Consider the following 15,736-nt stretch of genomic DNA (forward strand, 5'->3'; position numbering starts at 1 on the left):
TTGCGCGCGACGATGCAGCGGAGACGAAAGTCGGAACGACGCAGGTTCGCCACCGAACGATGCCGATCGACGGCGTCGATCTGTTCTACCGCGAGGCGGGTGTGCCGGGTGCGCCGGTCGTGCTGCTGTTGCACGGCTTCGCCGCCTCGTCGTATATGTTCCGGAACCTGATTCCGGCACTGGCGCGCGACTACCACGTGATCGCGCCGGACCTGCCCGGCTTCGGACAAACGACGGTGCAAGCCGGGGTTGCATTCGACTACCGCTTCGAACGGCTGGCAGCCGTCATCGATGCGTTCACGTTAGCCAAGCAGCTTGAACGTTACGCGCTTTACGTGTTCGATTACGGCGCACCGGTTGGCTGGCGATTGGCCGTGGCCCATCCCGAGCGCGTCACCGCCATCGTCACGCAGAACGGCAATGCCTACGAGGCCGGCTTGAGCAACGGCTGGGACGACATGCGCAAGGCTTGGGCTGATCCCAGCGCCGACAATCGCGAAGCATTACGTCGCTTCAACACCTATGAGATGATCAAGTGGCAGTACACCGAAGGCGTTCGCGATGTCTCGTTGATCGCGCCCGAGACCTATCAGCTGGCGCACGCCGCGATCGAACGCATCGGCGTCGACGCGCAGATGGATCTGTTGCTCGACTATGGCAGCAACATCCGACAATACGCCGAGCTCCATGCATATTTTCGTACGCATCGGCCGCCTACGCTGGCTGTGTGGGGCAAGAACGATCCGTTCTTTCTGCCGGCCGGAGCGGACGCGTTCAAGCAAGACAACCCGCGGGCCGAAGTGCACTTCCTGGACAGCGGCCATTTCGCGATCGAAACGCACGGCAGCGAGATCGCATCCCGCATGACGGCATTCCTGCGCCGCACCGTCGAGCGTTGAAAGCTCGCCAGCGCGCAGCCGACCTACCTGAGCGCTGCGCCGAGTGTGTCGTCGCGATCGGCATCGCGGGCTGCCGTTCTTTCCTGCGCCCGCTCAGGTCGTTACGTCGACGAACGACCAACGACGCGGCTTCCGCAACGCAGAGACGGGACCCCGGCTACGTCTCGCGGACGTCCGACAGTTGCGTCGCAGCCCTCCGGTTGCGCTCGTCGGATGTCCGGGCAGCGCGGCCCGGATCGGTGCAGGTCGGCGGCTCAAAGCTTTTCTTGCGAGACGGAAAAGTTAAAATTGCTGGACAAAAAGCCAGGTTTTCTTCATTGTGTTGCCCTCATAATGCGATGCCGAAGGCACGTCCAGACGTGCCTCGATGCAGGCCCGGGCATATCGGGTCGGTGTTAGGAATACGAAAGGTATCGCGTATCTTCCGTCCCCCAATCGAAGAAGAAAACCTGATGTCTGAGACGAAGGAGCCGCGCCGTCGATTTTTGCGACAGGTGTTTGCCATCGTGCCGGCCGCGACGGTGGCGTCCGGCGCGACACTCGGTGCCGCCGCCTGCACCAGCCACGCGGCGGACCACGCCGCGCCGGCGGCCAGGGCTGACTACCATCCGTCCTATTTCACTGCCGACGAGTGGCGCTTCATCAATGCGGCAGTCGACAAACTGATTCCCGCAGACGCGCTCGGACCGGGTGCGCTCCAGGCAGGGGTGCCGGAGTTCATCGACCGGCAAATGGACACGCCGTACGGGCACGGCAAACTTTGGTACATGCAGGGACCCTTCCATCCCGATCAAGCGCCGGAGATGGGCTATCAGATGAGTCTCGCGCCGCGTGACATGTATCGTCACGGCATCAAGGCCTGCAACGACTTCTGTGTGCGGCAATTCGGTGGCAAGTCGTTTGCCGATCTCGATGCGGATACGCAGGTCAAGGTGCTCGGCGATCTCGAACACGGCAAGATCACCCTCGAGCCGGTGCCGGCGAAAACTTTTTTCTCTTACCTGTTGAACAACGCGAAGGAAGGGTTCCTGTCGGACCCGATCTACGGCGGCAATCGCGACATGGTCGGCTGGAAGATGGTCGGCTTCACGGGCGCGCGAGCGGATTTCATGGATTGGATCGAACAGCCGGGCGCGAAGTATCCGTACGGCCCGGTGTCGATCGACGGCAGCCGGGGTTGAGTCGTGGCGATCAAAAACAAGAAGGTGGAGTGCGTCATCGTCGGCATGGGCTGGACGGGCGCAATTCTCGGGCAGGAACTGACCAGCGCGGGCGTCGAGGTATTGGCGCTCGAACGCGGACCGATGCGTGACACGCCGACCGAGGCGAATTATCCACGCGTCGCGGACGAACTCCGGTATGCGGTTCGCGGCGATCTGTTCCAGGACCTGTCGGCCGAAACAGTGACGATCCGGCACGGTCTGGGCGACGTGGCCGTGCCCTACCGTCAGAACGGTTCGTTCCTGCTCGGCAACGGGGTCGGCGGTGCGGGCTTCCACTGGAACGGCATGCACTATCGGATGTTGCCGGAAGAACTGCAGTTGCGTACCCGCTATGAAGAGCGGTACGGGAAGAAGTTCATTCCCGAGGGCATGCAGGTGCAGGACTTCGGCGTGACCTATGAGGAGATGGAGCCGTTCTTCGACTTTGCCGAGAAGGTGTTCGGCACGTCGGGCAAGGCCGGCAATCTAAACGGCACGATCCAGGCCGGTGGCAATCCGCTGGAAGGTCGGCGCAGCAGCGAGTTTCCGACGCCGCCGCTTGCCAACTCGCTGGGTGCCTCGCTGTTCGAGAAAGCGGCGCGCGACGTCGGCTTCCATCCGTATCCGGCACCCGCGGCGAATTGCTCGGAACCGTACACGAACCCATATGGCGTGCGGCTCGGGCCGTGCAACTTCTGCGGCTACTGCGAAAACTTCGGCTGCTACATGTATTCGAAGGCGTCGCCGCAGACGACCATCCTGCCGGTGCTGCTGAAGAAGCCGAACTTCCAACTGCGCACCAATGCCTATGTCACCCGCGTGCTGCTCGACGCCGAGAAGAAGCGTGCGACAGGGGTGGTGTACATCGATGCGCAGGGCCGCGAAGTCGAGCAGCCGGCCGACATGGTCATCCTGTCCGCTTTCCAGATGCACAACGTACGCCTTCTGCTGCTCTCCGGCATCGGCAAGCCGTACGACCCGCAGACCGGGGAGGGCGTGGTCGGCCGCAATTACGCGTACCAGATGAATGGCGGCATCAACGTGCTGCTGCCGAAGGGTACGCAGCTCAATCCATTCATCGGTTCCGGTGCCGGCGGCGTCGGCATGGACGACCTGAACGGCGACCAGTTCGACCACGGTCCGCTGGGTTTCGTCGGTGGCGCGAGCATTCGCCACGTCCGCACAGGCGGACGCCCGATCAAGCAGGCGCAAGCCGTGCCCGGCACGCCGAGTTGGGGCAGTCAATGGAAGGCGGGGGTGTCGGATGCCTATCAGCGCTACATGGCGATCGGCATATCCGGCTCCGTGATGCCCTATCGCGACGCATACCTCGACCTCGACCCGACCTATCGCGACGCGCACGGTCTGCCGCTGCTGCGCATGACGTTCGACTGGCACGACAACGAATACGCGATGCTCGACCATATCGGGACGCGGATGGAGGAGGTGGCGAAGGCGATGAATCCGGAGAAATACTTCCGTTCGATTCGCAAGAAGGGACAGCACTACGACACACGCGTCTACCAGTCGACGCACACCACCGGCGGCGCCGTGATGGGCAGCTCGCCGGTCAACAGCGTGGTCAACAAGTATCTGCAGAGCTGGGACGTGCCGAACGTGTTCGTGACCGGCGCGTCCGCTTTCCCGCAGAACATGGGCTACAACCCGACCGGTATCGTGGCTGCGCTCGCGTTCCACGCGGCCAAGGCAATTCGCGAACAGTATCTCAAAGACCCGGCTCCGCTGGTGCAGGCTTGAGGAGACCGGCATGAAGATCAGAAATTGGGCGCTTGGCGCCATGTCGTCCGCCGTGCTCGCCGGTGCGGGCTGGACCCTGCTTGCCCACGCGCAGGCACCGATCGGATCGTCGGCGCCGCGCGCGCCCGAGCCGGCCTCGTCGCTGGGCCCGTCGAACGAGCACGGCCAGGGCCGCGACGCGACGCCCCGTCCATCCTCCGAGGCCGTCCCGCCGGCGGCTGCGGACGGGACGTTGCGGGCGGCTCCCGGCGCCGCGTCGGCGGCTGCATCAAATGCGACCGAGGATCCCGTGCTCGCGCGCGGGCGCTATCTGGCGGCCGCCGGCGACTGCGTTGCCTGCCACACTGCGAAGGGCGGCAAACCGTTTGCGGGCGGGCTTGGCATCGCGTCGCCACTCGGTACCATCTACTCGACGAACATCACGCCCGACAAGGCGACCGGCATCGGCAATTACTCGCTGGAAGATTTCGACAGGGCCCTGCGGCACGGTATCGCGAAGGACGGCTCGACCTTGTATCCGGCGATGCCCTACGTGTCCTATGCGAAGGTGAAGCCTGCCGACATCAAGGCGCTGTACGCTTACTTCATGCAGGCAGTCCCGCCCGTGGCGCAGGCCAACAAGGGCACGGACATTCCGTGGCCGTTGTCGATGCGCTGGCCGTTGCGCTTCTGGCGGATGGCGTTCGCGCCCGACGTCGCAAGCGACGACCCGTCGGCACCGTCCGACCGGGTGGCGCGCGGGCGCTATCTTGTCGAAGGTCTCGGCCATTGCGGCGCTTGCCATACGCCGCGCGGTGTCGGCTTGCAGGAAAAGGCGCTGGGCGATGATGGTCGGCTGTTCCTGTCCGGCGGGCTGATCGACGGCTACCTGGCGAAGAATCTTCGGGGCGATCCGAAGGACGGGCTGGGCAGCTGGAGCGATGAGGACATCGTCGCGTTCCTGAAGGGCGGGCGCAACGCGCACTCCGCGGCATTCGGCGGCATGGCCGAGGTGGTGCAGGACAGCACGCAGTACATGACCGAGGCAGATCTTGGTGCGATCGCGGCGTACCTGAAAACGCTCTCGCCGGTCGATCCGGCCGCGCAGCCGCTGCGCGCCGACGACACGGCCGCGAAGGCGCTGCGCGCGGGCACGGACCGCGGCAACGGCGCGATGACGTTCATCGACAACTGCGCGGCGTGCCACCGGACGAGCGGCAGCGGTTACGCGTACACGTTCCCACGGCTGGCACTGTCGAGCGTCGTCAATACCGACGACCCGACCTCGCTGATCCGCATCGTGCTGCGCGGCGGTGAGATGCCGTGGACCGACGCTGCGCCGACGCATTATGCGATGCCGGCTTTTGCCGATCGGCTCAGCGACCGCGACGTTGCGGACGTGCTCACGTTCGTGCGTTCCAGTTGGGGCAACCACGCCCCCGCGGTCAGCGCCGAGCAGGTCGCCAAGGTGCGCAAGGCCGCGAAGGCCGATGCGCCGCCGAAGCGCGCGGAGAACCGCTAGCCGTTTGAACGCGCGGCGGCCGGCCCCGCGCGTCGCGATCGTCCGCTGCGCGGTAAGTCGCTGAGGGCGTGAGCGATCGACATCGTGTATCGCGGACGGGCGCGGGGCGTCGCGCGTTCGCATCGTCCAGGCCGGCCATGGTGCCGATGCGTGCGATCCCTGCCAGCCGCGCCGCGACTGCCCTGGGCTGGCGCTCGGCAACGCAGTGCGCCGCGCCCACGTCGCAGACAACGTTATGGCCGATGATCGGCGATGCGGCCGGACTGCGTCCGGCTTGGGGCGTGCGCCCGCATTCGCCCCGCTCGGCGTGCCGAACGTCTGTACGATGCAAGCGGCGCACGCGTCGGCCGTCTCTGCTGTGAACCTCACGAAATACGTTCGACGCGCCTGCCACGCGAGCCACGCAGAGAATGTAACGCAAACGCGCATGACGGTGCTGCGGCATGTGCGCTTGCCTCACCGTGTCGGTCGACAGCCGTGCCGTCAGGTTCGTGCGATGGTGCGCACAGTCGTTTTCAGTGTCGTGTCGTCGACGCACTGCGCGACGCAGAAGTCGATGAACTCGGCAGTGGCCTCGTCTATCGTCTGCTCGGGGCGCGGGCGTATCACATAGCGCCACGATCCTTCCATCTCGGCGTCGGGCATCAACTTCACCAGGCGTTGATCGGCCAGCTCCGCGTCGATCAGCGGTAGCCGTCCAAGCGCGATGCCCAAGCCAGCGACCGCGGCGGACACGACCGCGCTCATTCCGTGCAGCACCAGGGGTTCGCACCACGTTGCCTCGGCCAACTGCAATCGCGCCTGCCACGTGCGCCAGGAGGTCTCCGGGCTCGCGACATGCTTCTCGATGATCAGCCGATGCCGTCGGAACACCTCCGGGTCAGTGCGGTACGCCGGCGCGATCAGCCCTGGGCTGCACACGGGCACGATGGTCTCCCGCATCAGCGGTACGTCATCAGCGTGCATGCGATGGGGTCCCTGGTCACGGACGTGCAGGAACGCGACATCGATGTCTCCCGCTTTCCAGGACGGCGCCTGGTTGGTATGAAGTCGCACTTCGACGTCGACATCAGGCCGTTGCGACATGAATCCCCCGAGTCGTGGAACCAGCCACAGCGAGGCGAACGACGCATTCGCCGAGATCCTGATACGACGGCGCTCCTCACCTTGGGCGGCGGCCCGGGTACTCCGACACGCGGCCTCCAGCAGCGACAGCGAGTGCCGAACGGAAGCCAGCAAGCCCCAGCCGATCTCGGTCGGCTCCGCGCGACGCAGCTTGCCGCCTCTTTTGAGGAGCGTCGCGCCGAGGTCCGCTTCGAGGGCGCGCAATTGGTGACTGACGGCGCTCTTGGTGACATGCAGTTCCGCCGCGGCCTGGCTCAGGTTTCCGAGGCGGGCGACGGCCTCGAACGCGCGCAGCGCCGTGAGCGGGGGAGTACGCGTCGCAATGGTCTTCATGAGTTGAGCGCAATTCAACCTTTGATAGAGAAAGTGTCGCTTCCGGAAAATGTCGAGAGCCGGAAGAATGTCTGGCAAAGGAGACAGCCGTTGCCGGCGCCGACACCGCGAGACGCCGGCGCCGGCCGCATGCCGCGATAAATACGTATCACGCCAACAGAAGCGGCCGCACCGGACAAGGAAATCGGCTCGTGCCGCGAACGCATTCAGCGTCTGGCAGCGGAGCACTTTTGTCAACGGTCCAACATGCCATCGCTGCATGCGGACTGGGCGAACGGCCGACGCCTGCCTCGCCTGCGTGCGCGCATGGCGCTCCTGAACAGCTGTGGTGGCCTCGATCGCTCTACAGCTCGGTCGATCCGTTCGGGCCCAAGGTTCTCGGTACTTTCTATGAGGTCATGCATGAATGCACTGCGTCGTATCGCCAACATTGTCGCGCTTTCGATGATCGGTCTCGCGGCCTCCGCGCAAGCCGAAGAATCGCCGCGAGCCGACGCCACCCGCATCGGTCGCACATCGGTCCCGAAGGCGCCGGGCTTCCAGGAACTCTACGACTTCGACGCGGCCGCGCCCACGCTCGCGGATGCGACGTTTCGCTACGAGGTAAGGGTGCATCGCGCGCATGTGGTGATGCTGGCAGAGCAAGGCATCGTCACGCGGGCGGACGCAGCGACGATCCTGCGCGGGCTCGATGCCGTCGACGCTCGCGCTGCACGCGATCCTGGCCTGCGCACCTATCTGCCCTATGAGGCCGCGTTGATCAAGGAAATCGGTCCCGTCGCGGGACGGATGCATACCGGCCGCAGCCGTAACGATCTCGCCAACACGGTGAATCGCATGTACTACCGCGACCAACTGAACCGAACCATCGAGGCGTTGATCGCCCTGCGCAAGGCGGTGGTGCAGAAGGCCGCGGACAACGTCGACACCGTGATGGTGGTGTACACGCATCGCAAGGAGGCGCAGCCGATCACGCTGGGGCACTACCTGATGGCCGTCTCCGAGAGCCTCGGCAAAAGCATCGATCGCTACGAACAGCTTTACCAGCGAGTCAATCAGAGCCCGCTTGGCGCAGCCGCGTCGGCCGGCACCGGGTGGCCGTTGAACCGCGAGCGAACCGCCGGCTTGCTTGGCTTCGACGGTCTGGTGGTCAACACGATCGAGGGAACCGCGGGCTGGGATCACATTGCCGAGTTTGCTTCGGACAATGCGATCTACCTGAGTGGCTTGGGACGCCTGGGTTCCGAGATACAGCTCTGGACCACCGACGAATATCGTTCCGCCGAGCTCGATTCCGCCTATGCCGGCATCAGCAGCATCATGCCGCAGAAGAAGAACCCGGATTCGATCGAGCGATCGCGGCAGATTGCTGCCAACAGTGTCGGCGCGCTGACTTCGATCCTGACCTCTTTGAACGCCATCGAATATCAGCACAGTGTGGCGCGCGTGCCGTTGGAACCGCGTTCGATCGATGCGCTGCTCGCAGCGACGCATGCGATGACCGGGGTGGTGCAGACGCTGCATCCGAACAAGCAGCAGATGCTGCGTTACGCGGCCGAGAACTTTTCCACGATGACCGACCTGGCCGATGCCATCGTGAGGGAGAGCGGCATTGATTTTCGTGAGGCGCATGAGATTGTCGCGCGGGTCGTGAATGCGGCGATTGACGCCGGGATGCCGGCGAACAGGATCGACGCGAAGATGGTGCAGCAGGCGGCACAGGCGCAACTCGGTCATCCACTGAACGTGTCCGATGCCGCGATTCGCGATGCACTGGACCCGACCAGCAACGTGGCGCGACGCAACGGCGTCGGCGGCCCCGCGCCCGCCGCCGTGCAGCGGACCATCGAGCAGGCGCGGCGAGAGCTGAGTGCCGAAGACGCACGACAGAGCAAGCGCACGCAGGCCCTGGCCGTAGCTGCCCGGCAGTTGGACGCGGCCGCGGCGCAATTGGCTTCGCAACGCTGAAGCGTCGGCAGGCGGAATGAGTCCAACCGGAGCAACAGCAGCGAGGCACGCGGTCGCCGCTCGAAGGGTGGTATTGCGAGCGCGCCCGCCGGTCGCGGCACGGCCGCCTGACATGGGCCGCGGCTGCGCGGTCATGCCCGTCCTGCGGCCGGCCCGGCACGCCTCCAGACGCATTCGTCGGAGGCGCCAATTCAGAGGCGACGTCGCTTGGGCACGTCCCGAGGAGCACGTCATCTTGTGCAAGCGTAGTGTTTCGAGAAAGCGAGAATGCGTCGTGGCGCGCGGTTCGGAAAGCCCGCCGCGCGCACCTGTTTCGGCCGAGCGGATTGGCCATGCGCAGCAGGTGGCTGATGCGCTGCCGCATGCAGTGAGCAGCGAGAGCGGCGCCGATCGCTTCAGCCGCATTGCGCACGAGAACGCGCAACTGCGAATTCTGCTCGCGCCGCACGATTCGCCGTTTGTCTTGCCAACCGCTGCGCGGCCGACCAAGAAGTAAATCTGGTTTGACCTCACGGCGCGTCTGGCAACACGGTTGCGCAAGCTCCGGCCGAACCGCGCTTCGATGGCGCGGCGCGTTGCCAGCGTCGACTGAGACGTGACTAGCGAGAACGTGACTAGCGAGACGGAACTAACGAGACGGAACGTTCAGCTCCCGCTTGGCGTGTTCCAGCCACATCAGGACTTTTTTCCAATGCAGGTCGCCGTACAGGCGACGGAAGCGCATCGTTTCGTCGCAGTCGGCGTTCCGCCAGATGCCAAGCCGTTGATCGATGAAGGCGTGGGTTAGCGGAATGCCACATTCGACAGTGATGCAGTGGCGCCATTGCGCGTAGGTCGAGGGGATCATTGTCGACGTCTCCGAGAACGGACTCCGGTGTAATCGGCGCGGCAACGCGATCTCACGCTTGCCATCGGTAACGTTATAACATATCGTTTACGCACTGATCAGCGATCGGACAAGGCGTGCATGCGACTGACGAGCAACCAGCAAGCGGTACTGGCGACATTGAAAGAGGCGCGTGGCCCGCTCGGCGCTTATGCGTTGCTCGACCGGCTGCGCTCGCACGGGTTCAGTGCGCCGACTCAGGTGTATCGAGCGCTCGATCGCTTGCAGTCGTGCGGATTGGTGCACCGCCTGTCGACGTTGAATGCCTACGTGTGCTGCGCTTGCACCGCAACCTGTCGGCACGACCTGCGGGCGTTCGCGATTTGTGATGAATGCGGCAGCGTAAGCGAGCTCGCTGACAGTGACCTCAGCGGTTGCCTCGATCGATGGGTGAAAGGCAACGCATTTTCGCTACGCGGCGCCGCCATCGAACTGCTTGGCCGCTGCGCCGGCTGCGGTGATTCGGGCAGCGCAGCAAACGAGGGCGGCAAGTTTCGCCATTCTTCCCGGAAAGAGAATCAAGATGAGCACTGAAGCAAGCAACGTGGCGGAGGCGCAGAAGCTTCCCGTTACGGTCCTATCCGGTTTCCTGGGCGCCGGGAAGACGACCCTGCTGAACCACATCCTCAACAACCGAGAGGGGCGGAGAGTCGCGGTCATCGTCAATGACATGAGCGAGGTCAACATCGACGCGGCCCTTGTCCGGGACGGCGGCGCGGAACTGTCGCGAACGGACGAAAAGCTGGTCGAGATGAGCAACGGGTGCATCTGCTGCACGCTGCGCGAAGACCTGCTTGTCGAAGTCGACCGGCTCGCGCGGGACGGCCGTTTCGACCAACTGGTCATCGAATCCACCGGTATCTCCGAACCGTTGCCGGTTGCCGAAACGTTCACCTTCGAGGGAGAGGATGGGCGAAGCCTCGGCGACGTGGCACGGCTCGACACCATGGTGACGGTCGTCGATGGCTACAACTTCCTGCGCGACTACAGTTCGCGGGACAGTCTGCAGACCCGAGGCGAATCGTTGGGAGAGGAGGACCGGCGCACCGTGGTCGATCTCCTTATCGAGCAGATCGAGTTTTGCGACGTGATCGTGCTCAACAAGACCGACCTGATTGGTGAAGAAGACCGTGAACGGCTGCACGCCATCCTGCGCGGGTTGAACCCACGTGCGCGCATCGAGGTCGCCGAGTTCGGCAAGGTACCGCTCGATCGGGTGCTCGATACCAAGCTGTTCGACTTTGCCGAGGCGTCCACAGCGCCTGGCTGGCTGCAGGAATTGCGTGGCACCCACACGCCGGAAACGGAAGAGTACGGGATTCGCAGCTTCGTCTACCGCGCGCGTCGACCGTTTCATCCACAACGCTTCTTCGAGTTCGTCGAGAGCGAATGGCCGGGCGTGGTTCGCTCGAAAGGCTTCTTTTGGCTCGCCAGTCATCCGACCCTCGCCGGCTCGTGGTCGCAGGCCGGTGCTGTCGCCAGGCATGGACCGGCCGGCTACTGGTGGGCCGCGGTGCCGCCAGAGCGCTGGCCGCAAGATGCGGAGAGCGTCGCTGCGATACGCAGCAAATGGGACGACAGCGTCGGCGATGCCCGCCAGGAGCTGGTGCTGATCGGCATGGACATGGACGAGCCATCGCTTCGCGCGCGGCTAGACGCATGTCTGCTGACCGACGAAGAAATGGCCAAGGGGCCGAACACGTGGACGACGTGGGAGACGCCTTTTCCGGATTGGTCGTAATGATCGTCGGCCGCATCTGCATCTGCATCTGCATCTGCGTCTGCACATGCGTCTGCATCTGCCTCGGCCCGGGCGCGACGGCGCCAGGAACGGAAGCATGAATACAATACTTCCCGACGTATCGCTGACCGATGAGGCGGCGCGCCCGGGTCCGCTGGCATGGGTCGGCATGCAAGGCATCGATTTGCCGGTCACCGTGGCGGAGCGCAACTATCGACGCGAAGTCGACGCCCGCGTCGACATGCATGTGGATCTGCCGGCGCCGCATGCCAAGGGCATCCACATGTCCCGACTCTATCGCCTGCTCGACGAACTGGATGCGAGTGTACCGCTGTCGCCGTCGGCGGTCGCGGCGCTGCCGCAAGCGATGCTCGACAGTCACCGCGACTGCGGCAGCGGGCGTGCCCGCCTGCGGCTTGGCTTCGATTTGCTGGTGCGTCGTCGCGCGCTGGTGACGGAGGGATTGGCGGGCTGGAAGCGTTATCCGGTTCGCGTCGAAACGGCACTCATCGATGGCGCGCGACACTGCCGCCTGCAGGTAGTAGTCGGCTATTCGTCGACATGCCCGTGCTCGGCGGCCCTTTCCCGTCATCTCGTCGCACAATGCTTCATTGACGAGTTCGCGAGTCAGCAATCGCTGGATGCGGCGACTGTCTCGGCATGGCTCCGCGACCATGCGACGCTGGCGACGCCGCACAGCCAGCGCAGCGAAGCCCAAGTGGCAGTGGACGTCGACTGCGGCGCGGACTCGTTCGAGATAATGGGATTGATCGACTCCGTCGAGCACGCGCTGGAAACCCCGTTGCAGACGGCGGTCAAGCGTGCCGACGAGCAGGCGTTTGCAGCGCTCAATGGCCAGAATTTGATGTTCGTCGAGGATGCCGCCCGCCGTATCCAGACGCGTCTCGACGACTATATTGGCACGCATGTCCATGTACGGCATCTTGAAAGCCTGCACCCGCACGATGCGGTAGCTTGGACTGCCGCACCGCGGTCGGCGCAATTTGATGGGTCATACTGAGATGTGGCGTTCGATTCCAGCAGGATGTCTCTCTTGTGTCGTGACACGTAGCTTTGCTAATCGAGTCGGTACGGACAGCGCGACCGAACCTCGATACAGCGAGCGGCCGATGGGCTCCGGCGCTGGCGCGTCGAGTGCCCGCGCCAACGTCGACGCTCGCGATGCGTCGCATCTGGCGCGCGCCGGCAGAGTGCGCCACAGGTCCTGGGCCATGCAAGCGGCCGACCGTCGTGTCCCCATCACGATTCCGCCTGACGTGCTGCCAATCGAGCGCTTCGCGCCGTCCTTGTTTCCGGTTCGTTGCGCTAATGCGGAGGCGACGGCATGAAACCGGTCATCCGCCTGCACAACACGCTTACCGGCAAAAAGGAGGCGTTGCGTACGCTGGTGCCGGACCGAGTCACGATGTATGTCTGCGGCCCGACGGTGTACGACTATGCCCACCTCGGCAATGCTCGACCGGCCGTGGTTTTCGACGTGCTGGCTCGCCTGCTGCGCCACGACTATGCCGAGCTGGTCTATGCGCGGAACTTCACCGACATCGATGACAAAATAAATGCCGCGGCTGCGGCGCAGGGTGTGTCGATTGCTGCGATCGCAGATCGTTACATCGACGCCTACCACGGCGACATGCGTGCACTCGGTGTTGCGGCTCCGGACCTGGAGCCGCGCGTCACCGCCCACATCCCGGCGATCATCGACTTGGTGCAGACTCTGATCGCGCGTGGCCATGCGTATGTTTCAGCGGGTCATGTCCTGTTCCACGTTCGGTCATACGCCGAATATGGGCGCCTTTCCAGGAGGCGCGCCGAGGACATGCTGGCTGGCGCGCGTATCGAAGTCGCACCGTACAAAAGCGATCCGCTGGACTTCGTACTATGGAAGCCCTCGTTGTCCGCTGCGCCGGGCTGGGACAGCCCGTGGGGACGAGGACGCCCGGGCTGGCACGTGGAATGTTCCGCGATGATTAGCCAGCATCTCGGACACACGATAGACATCCATGGCGGCGGCCAGGACCTGATCTTCCCGCACCACGAGAACGAGATTGCGCAGGGCACGTGCGCTTACGGGCAACGCTACTGCCAGACTTGGGTGCACAACAGTTTCGTGACCGTGAACGGGCAGAAGATGTCGAAGTCCATGGGTAACGTGCTGCTGGTACGCGATCTCCTTCGGCAGGCGCCCGGCGAGGCGATTCAGCTGGCACTGCTTGCAACTCACTACAGGTATCCGTTCGACTGGAATGCGCAGCGTCTGTCGGGGGCCCGGCGCATGTTGCGGCGCTATTACGAAAGTCTGGCGAGAGTGCATGACGTCACCGCATCGGGCAGCGCACTGCCCGATCCAACCGTGCTCGCTGCGCTTCGAAACGACATGAACGTACCGTTGGCCCTCGCGCGGCTGCGCGCGCTCCTCACAGTTCTGGACGACGCGGAAACAGTCGCTGCGCAATCCGTCGCGAAAGCACGTCTGCTGAAGTCGGCAGCCCTGCTCGGCCTACTTCGGCAGCCGGCCCATGTGGCGCTGCAGAGTCTCTGCGCTCATTCGCTTCCGCAGAGTGGGGACGCCGATCTGGCTGCACAGCTGTTGAACGAGCGTAGTCGGGCACGACGCGAACGAGACTTTGCGAGGGCAGATGCGCTGCGTCTCGAACTCGCTCGCGCCGGTTTTGCGATACAAGATAAGCTGGACGGCCCGGTTCTCCGACCGTTTCAACAGGAGAACTGATGAGAGTGGCCTGCGCAGAATTCATCGCGTTCGTGGCATTCGCTGCCAGCAGGAATCGCGCATGCGTCGATGTGTGGTCCGGACAGCGCTGCCGTCGCCCGGCAGGTGTCCGACATTCGCGAGGGAGCCGGTTACCGCGTACGGCGCCCACGGCGGTGGCTCGCCTGTCCTTGCACATGATGCACGCGGTGCGTGGCTTGGCCACAGCGGAACGGATTTGGTGCTCGCCATGAGCAGGAGTTGAAGCAACGATGTTGATCCGGAAGTTGTTCCGATTCGAGAACGCGCATGTCGTTCGCGGGTGCAGTACGCGGCGGTGTTCACATTCGATCCATGGTCATTCCTACAGGGTCGAGCTGTTCCTCGAAGCACATGCATTCGATCACGGGCAGATGATCTACGATTTCGGCCTGTTGCAAGGGGAGGTGCGGGAGCTGATCGATTCGTTCGACCATGCGCTTGCTCTCTGGTCTGGCGATGACGAGTCTTATCTGACTGCGGTGCGTCGCCATTCGGAGAGATGGGTTCTGCTGCCCGTCTCGCCTAGCGCGGAACAGTTCTCTCGCGTGATCTTCCGCCTGGTGGACGCTGCACTGTCGACGACGCCGTTGAGCAATGGCGAGGCCGACGTGCGACTGCATTCCGTCATCGTCCACGAAACTGAAACGGGCTATGCGCACTGCTTCCGCGAGGACGCCGAAAACCCTCGCATGGGCCGCATCGACATTGGCGAGATCCAGTTTTCGCCCGCGATCGTCGCGGCCTGGCGGAACGTCAGCCTTTTTGAACCTAGCGACCGCGACCGGGAGTCGCGAGCTTCGATGGAGCGCCCTAGATGATCCGGAAGAATCCACGCGGCGACCTGCCGCGTATCCATCCAAGTGCCTTTGTCGATCCGACCGCGATCCTCTGCGGTCTCGTGGTGGTCGAGGAGAACGTGTTCGTCGGCCCCTACGCTGTGATTCGTGCCGACGAGATGAACCAGGAAGGGGAGATCGAGCCCATCGTCATCGGCGCACACTCGAATATTCAGGATGGTGTCGTGATCCACTCGAAGTCCGGCGCTGGCGTGAAGATCGGGCAGCGCACGTCGATCGCCCACCGAGCGATCGTCCATGGCCCCTGCAGCGTGGGTAACGGCGTCTTCGTCGGTTTCAACAGCGTCCTGTTCAACTGCAGGATCGACGACGGCTGCGTTGTTCGTTACAACGCGGTGGTCGACGGCGTTCATCTGCCGCGGGGTTTCTACGTGCGATCGACCGAACGGATCGGGCCGGAGACCGACTTGGCCACGCTTTCGCAGGTTTCGGTCGATGCCAGCGAATTCTCGGAGGACGTGGCGCGTACCAACAATGAATTGGTACACGGCTACAAGCGCATCCAGAACGAGTTCTGAACCTTGCCGAGGTCGAAGTGGCACGAAATATCAAGACGGCGACTGACATCAGCAGGGATCAGCCAGTGCATCGCTACAGCGTCGCCTTGCCTGATCGGCGGCAACCCGCGTTTGCGCCAGCGGCATTGGTCGCCGGTGCTGCGGCGGTGATGGGCCTGACACGTCGCGCTCGCCTTTC

At 64.0% G+C, this 15,736-nt stretch carries 13 protein-coding genes; 11 read left to right on the forward strand and 2 right to left on the reverse strand.

Annotated features, from left to right (window positions below; all coding sequences use genetic code 11):
• Positions 1-59 precede the first annotated feature (59 nt).
• The 4 genes from BLU54_RS01665 (at position 60) to BLU54_RS01680 (ending at position 5,360) form a co-directional block, all read left to right on the forward strand.
• Positions 60-899: an alpha/beta fold hydrolase gene (locus BLU54_RS01665; protein WP_235837760.1), complete on the forward strand. Its 840-nt coding sequence runs from the start codon at positions 60-62 to the stop codon at positions 897-899.
• Positions 900-1,351: 452 nt separating this feature from the next.
• Positions 1,352-2,080 carry a gluconate 2-dehydrogenase subunit 3 family protein gene (locus BLU54_RS01670; protein WP_091903898.1) on the forward strand — a complete coding sequence of 243 codons (729 nt, stop codon included), beginning with the start codon at positions 1,352-1,354 and terminating at the stop codon, positions 2,078-2,080.
• A 3-nt stretch (positions 2,081-2,083) separates the two neighbouring features.
• Positions 2,084-3,859: a GMC family oxidoreductase gene (locus BLU54_RS01675; protein ID WP_091903900.1), complete on the forward strand. Its 1,776-nt coding sequence runs from the start codon at positions 2,084-2,086 to the stop codon at positions 3,857-3,859.
• Positions 3,860-3,869: 10 nt separating this feature from the next.
• Positions 3,870-5,360, forward strand: a complete 1,491-nt coding sequence (locus BLU54_RS01680; protein WP_235837741.1) for a c-type cytochrome — start codon at positions 3,870-3,872, stop codon at positions 5,358-5,360.
• 483 nt (positions 5,361-5,843) lie between these two features.
• Here BLU54_RS01680 and BLU54_RS01685 read toward each other — a convergent pair whose 3' ends face one another.
• Positions 5,844-6,818, reverse strand: a complete 975-nt coding sequence (locus BLU54_RS01685) for a LysR substrate-binding domain-containing protein (protein ID WP_091903902.1) — start codon at positions 6,816-6,818, stop codon at positions 5,844-5,846.
• A gap of 402 nt (positions 6,819-7,220) precedes the next feature.
• Here BLU54_RS01685 and argH point away from each other — a divergent pair, with 402 nt between their 5' ends.
• Positions 7,221-8,786: an argininosuccinate lyase gene (gene argH, locus BLU54_RS01690; RefSeq protein WP_170844978.1), complete on the forward strand. Its 1,566-nt coding sequence runs from the start codon at positions 7,221-7,223 to the stop codon at positions 8,784-8,786.
• A gap of 628 nt (positions 8,787-9,414) precedes the next feature.
• Here argH and BLU54_RS01700 read toward each other — a convergent pair.
• On the reverse strand, positions 9,415-9,633 hold the full coding sequence (locus tag BLU54_RS01700) for a hypothetical protein (RefSeq protein WP_091903908.1): 219 nt from the start codon (positions 9,631-9,633) through the stop codon (positions 9,415-9,417).
• Positions 9,634-9,753: 120 nt separating this feature from the next.
• Here BLU54_RS01700 and BLU54_RS01705 point away from each other — a divergent pair, with 120 nt between their 5' ends.
• The 6 genes from BLU54_RS01705 to BLU54_RS01735 all read left to right on the forward strand — a co-directional run bounded on the left by BLU54_RS01705 (position 9,754) and on the right by BLU54_RS01735 (position 15,558).
• The gene (locus BLU54_RS01705; RefSeq protein ID WP_091903911.1) at positions 9,754-10,206 is read left to right on the forward strand and encodes a Fur family transcriptional regulator; all 453 of its coding nucleotides are present in this window, start codon (positions 9,754-9,756) and stop codon (positions 10,204-10,206) included.
• The gene (gene zigA / locus BLU54_RS01710; protein ID WP_091903913.1) at positions 10,196-11,413 is read left to right on the forward strand and encodes a zinc metallochaperone GTPase ZigA; all 1,218 of its coding nucleotides are present in this window, start codon (positions 10,196-10,198) and stop codon (positions 11,411-11,413) included. Before BLU54_RS01705 ends, zigA begins: the two co-directional genes overlap by 11 nt.
• A 97-nt stretch (positions 11,414-11,510) precedes the next feature.
• Positions 11,511-12,434 carry a GTP cyclohydrolase FolE2 gene (gene folE2 / locus BLU54_RS01715; RefSeq protein ID WP_091904486.1) on the forward strand — a complete coding sequence of 308 codons (924 nt, stop codon included), beginning with the start codon at positions 11,511-11,513 and terminating at the stop codon, positions 12,432-12,434.
• 324 nt (positions 12,435-12,758) lie between these two features.
• On the forward strand, positions 12,759-14,162 hold the full coding sequence (gene cysS / locus BLU54_RS01725; protein WP_091903917.1) for a cysteine--tRNA ligase: 1,404 nt from the start codon (positions 12,759-12,761) through the stop codon (positions 14,160-14,162).
• Between the two features lie 251 nt (positions 14,163-14,413).
• Positions 14,414-15,001 carry a 6-pyruvoyl trahydropterin synthase family protein gene (locus BLU54_RS01730; protein WP_091903920.1) on the forward strand — a complete coding sequence of 196 codons (588 nt, stop codon included), beginning with the start codon at positions 14,414-14,416 and terminating at the stop codon, positions 14,999-15,001.
• A complete protein-coding gene (locus BLU54_RS01735) occupies positions 14,998-15,558 on the forward strand; it encodes a gamma carbonic anhydrase family protein (protein ID WP_091903922.1) in 561 nt (186 codons plus the stop codon). The genes BLU54_RS01730 and BLU54_RS01735 overlap by 4 nt, the downstream gene beginning before the upstream one ends.
• Positions 15,559-15,736 lie beyond the last annotated feature (178 nt).

Origin of the sequence: Chitinasiproducens palmae, from assembly GCF_900095735.1 — a bacterium.
Taxonomy (GTDB): domain Bacteria; phylum Pseudomonadota; class Gammaproteobacteria; order Burkholderiales; family Burkholderiaceae; genus Chitinasiproducens; species Chitinasiproducens palmae.

Coding starts and splice junctions, on each gene's coding strand:
- BLU54_RS01665 (WP_235837760.1), top strand. CDS start 60: ATGCCGATCGACGGCGTCGATCTGTTCTACCGCGAGGCGGGTGTGCCG.
- BLU54_RS01670 (WP_091903898.1), top strand. CDS start 1,352: ATGTCTGAGACGAAGGAGCCGCGCCGTCGATTTTTGCGACAGGTGTTT.
- BLU54_RS01680 (WP_235837741.1), top strand. CDS start 3,870: ATGAAGATCAGAAATTGGGCGCTTGGCGCCATGTCGTCCGCCGTGCTC.
- BLU54_RS01685 (WP_091903902.1), bottom strand. CDS start 6,818: ATGAAGACCATTGCGACGCGTACTCCCCCGCTCACGGCGCTGCGCGCG.
- argH (WP_170844978.1), top strand. CDS start 7,221: ATGAATGCACTGCGTCGTATCGCCAACATTGTCGCGCTTTCGATGATC.
- BLU54_RS01700 (WP_091903908.1), bottom strand. CDS start 9,633: ATGATCCCCTCGACCTACGCGCAATGGCGCCACTGCATCACTGTCGAA.
- BLU54_RS01705 (WP_091903911.1), top strand. CDS start 9,754: ATGCGACTGACGAGCAACCAGCAAGCGGTACTGGCGACATTGAAAGAG.
- zigA (WP_091903913.1), top strand. CDS start 10,196: ATGAGCACTGAAGCAAGCAACGTGGCGGAGGCGCAGAAGCTTCCCGTT.
- folE2 (WP_091904486.1), top strand. CDS start 11,511: ATGAATACAATACTTCCCGACGTATCGCTGACCGATGAGGCGGCGCGC.
- cysS (WP_091903917.1), top strand. CDS start 12,759: ATGAAACCGGTCATCCGCCTGCACAACACGCTTACCGGCAAAAAGGAG.
- BLU54_RS01730 (WP_091903920.1), top strand. CDS start 14,414: ATGTTGATCCGGAAGTTGTTCCGATTCGAGAACGCGCATGTCGTTCGC.
- BLU54_RS01735 (WP_091903922.1), top strand. CDS start 14,998: ATGATCCGGAAGAATCCACGCGGCGACCTGCCGCGTATCCATCCAAGT.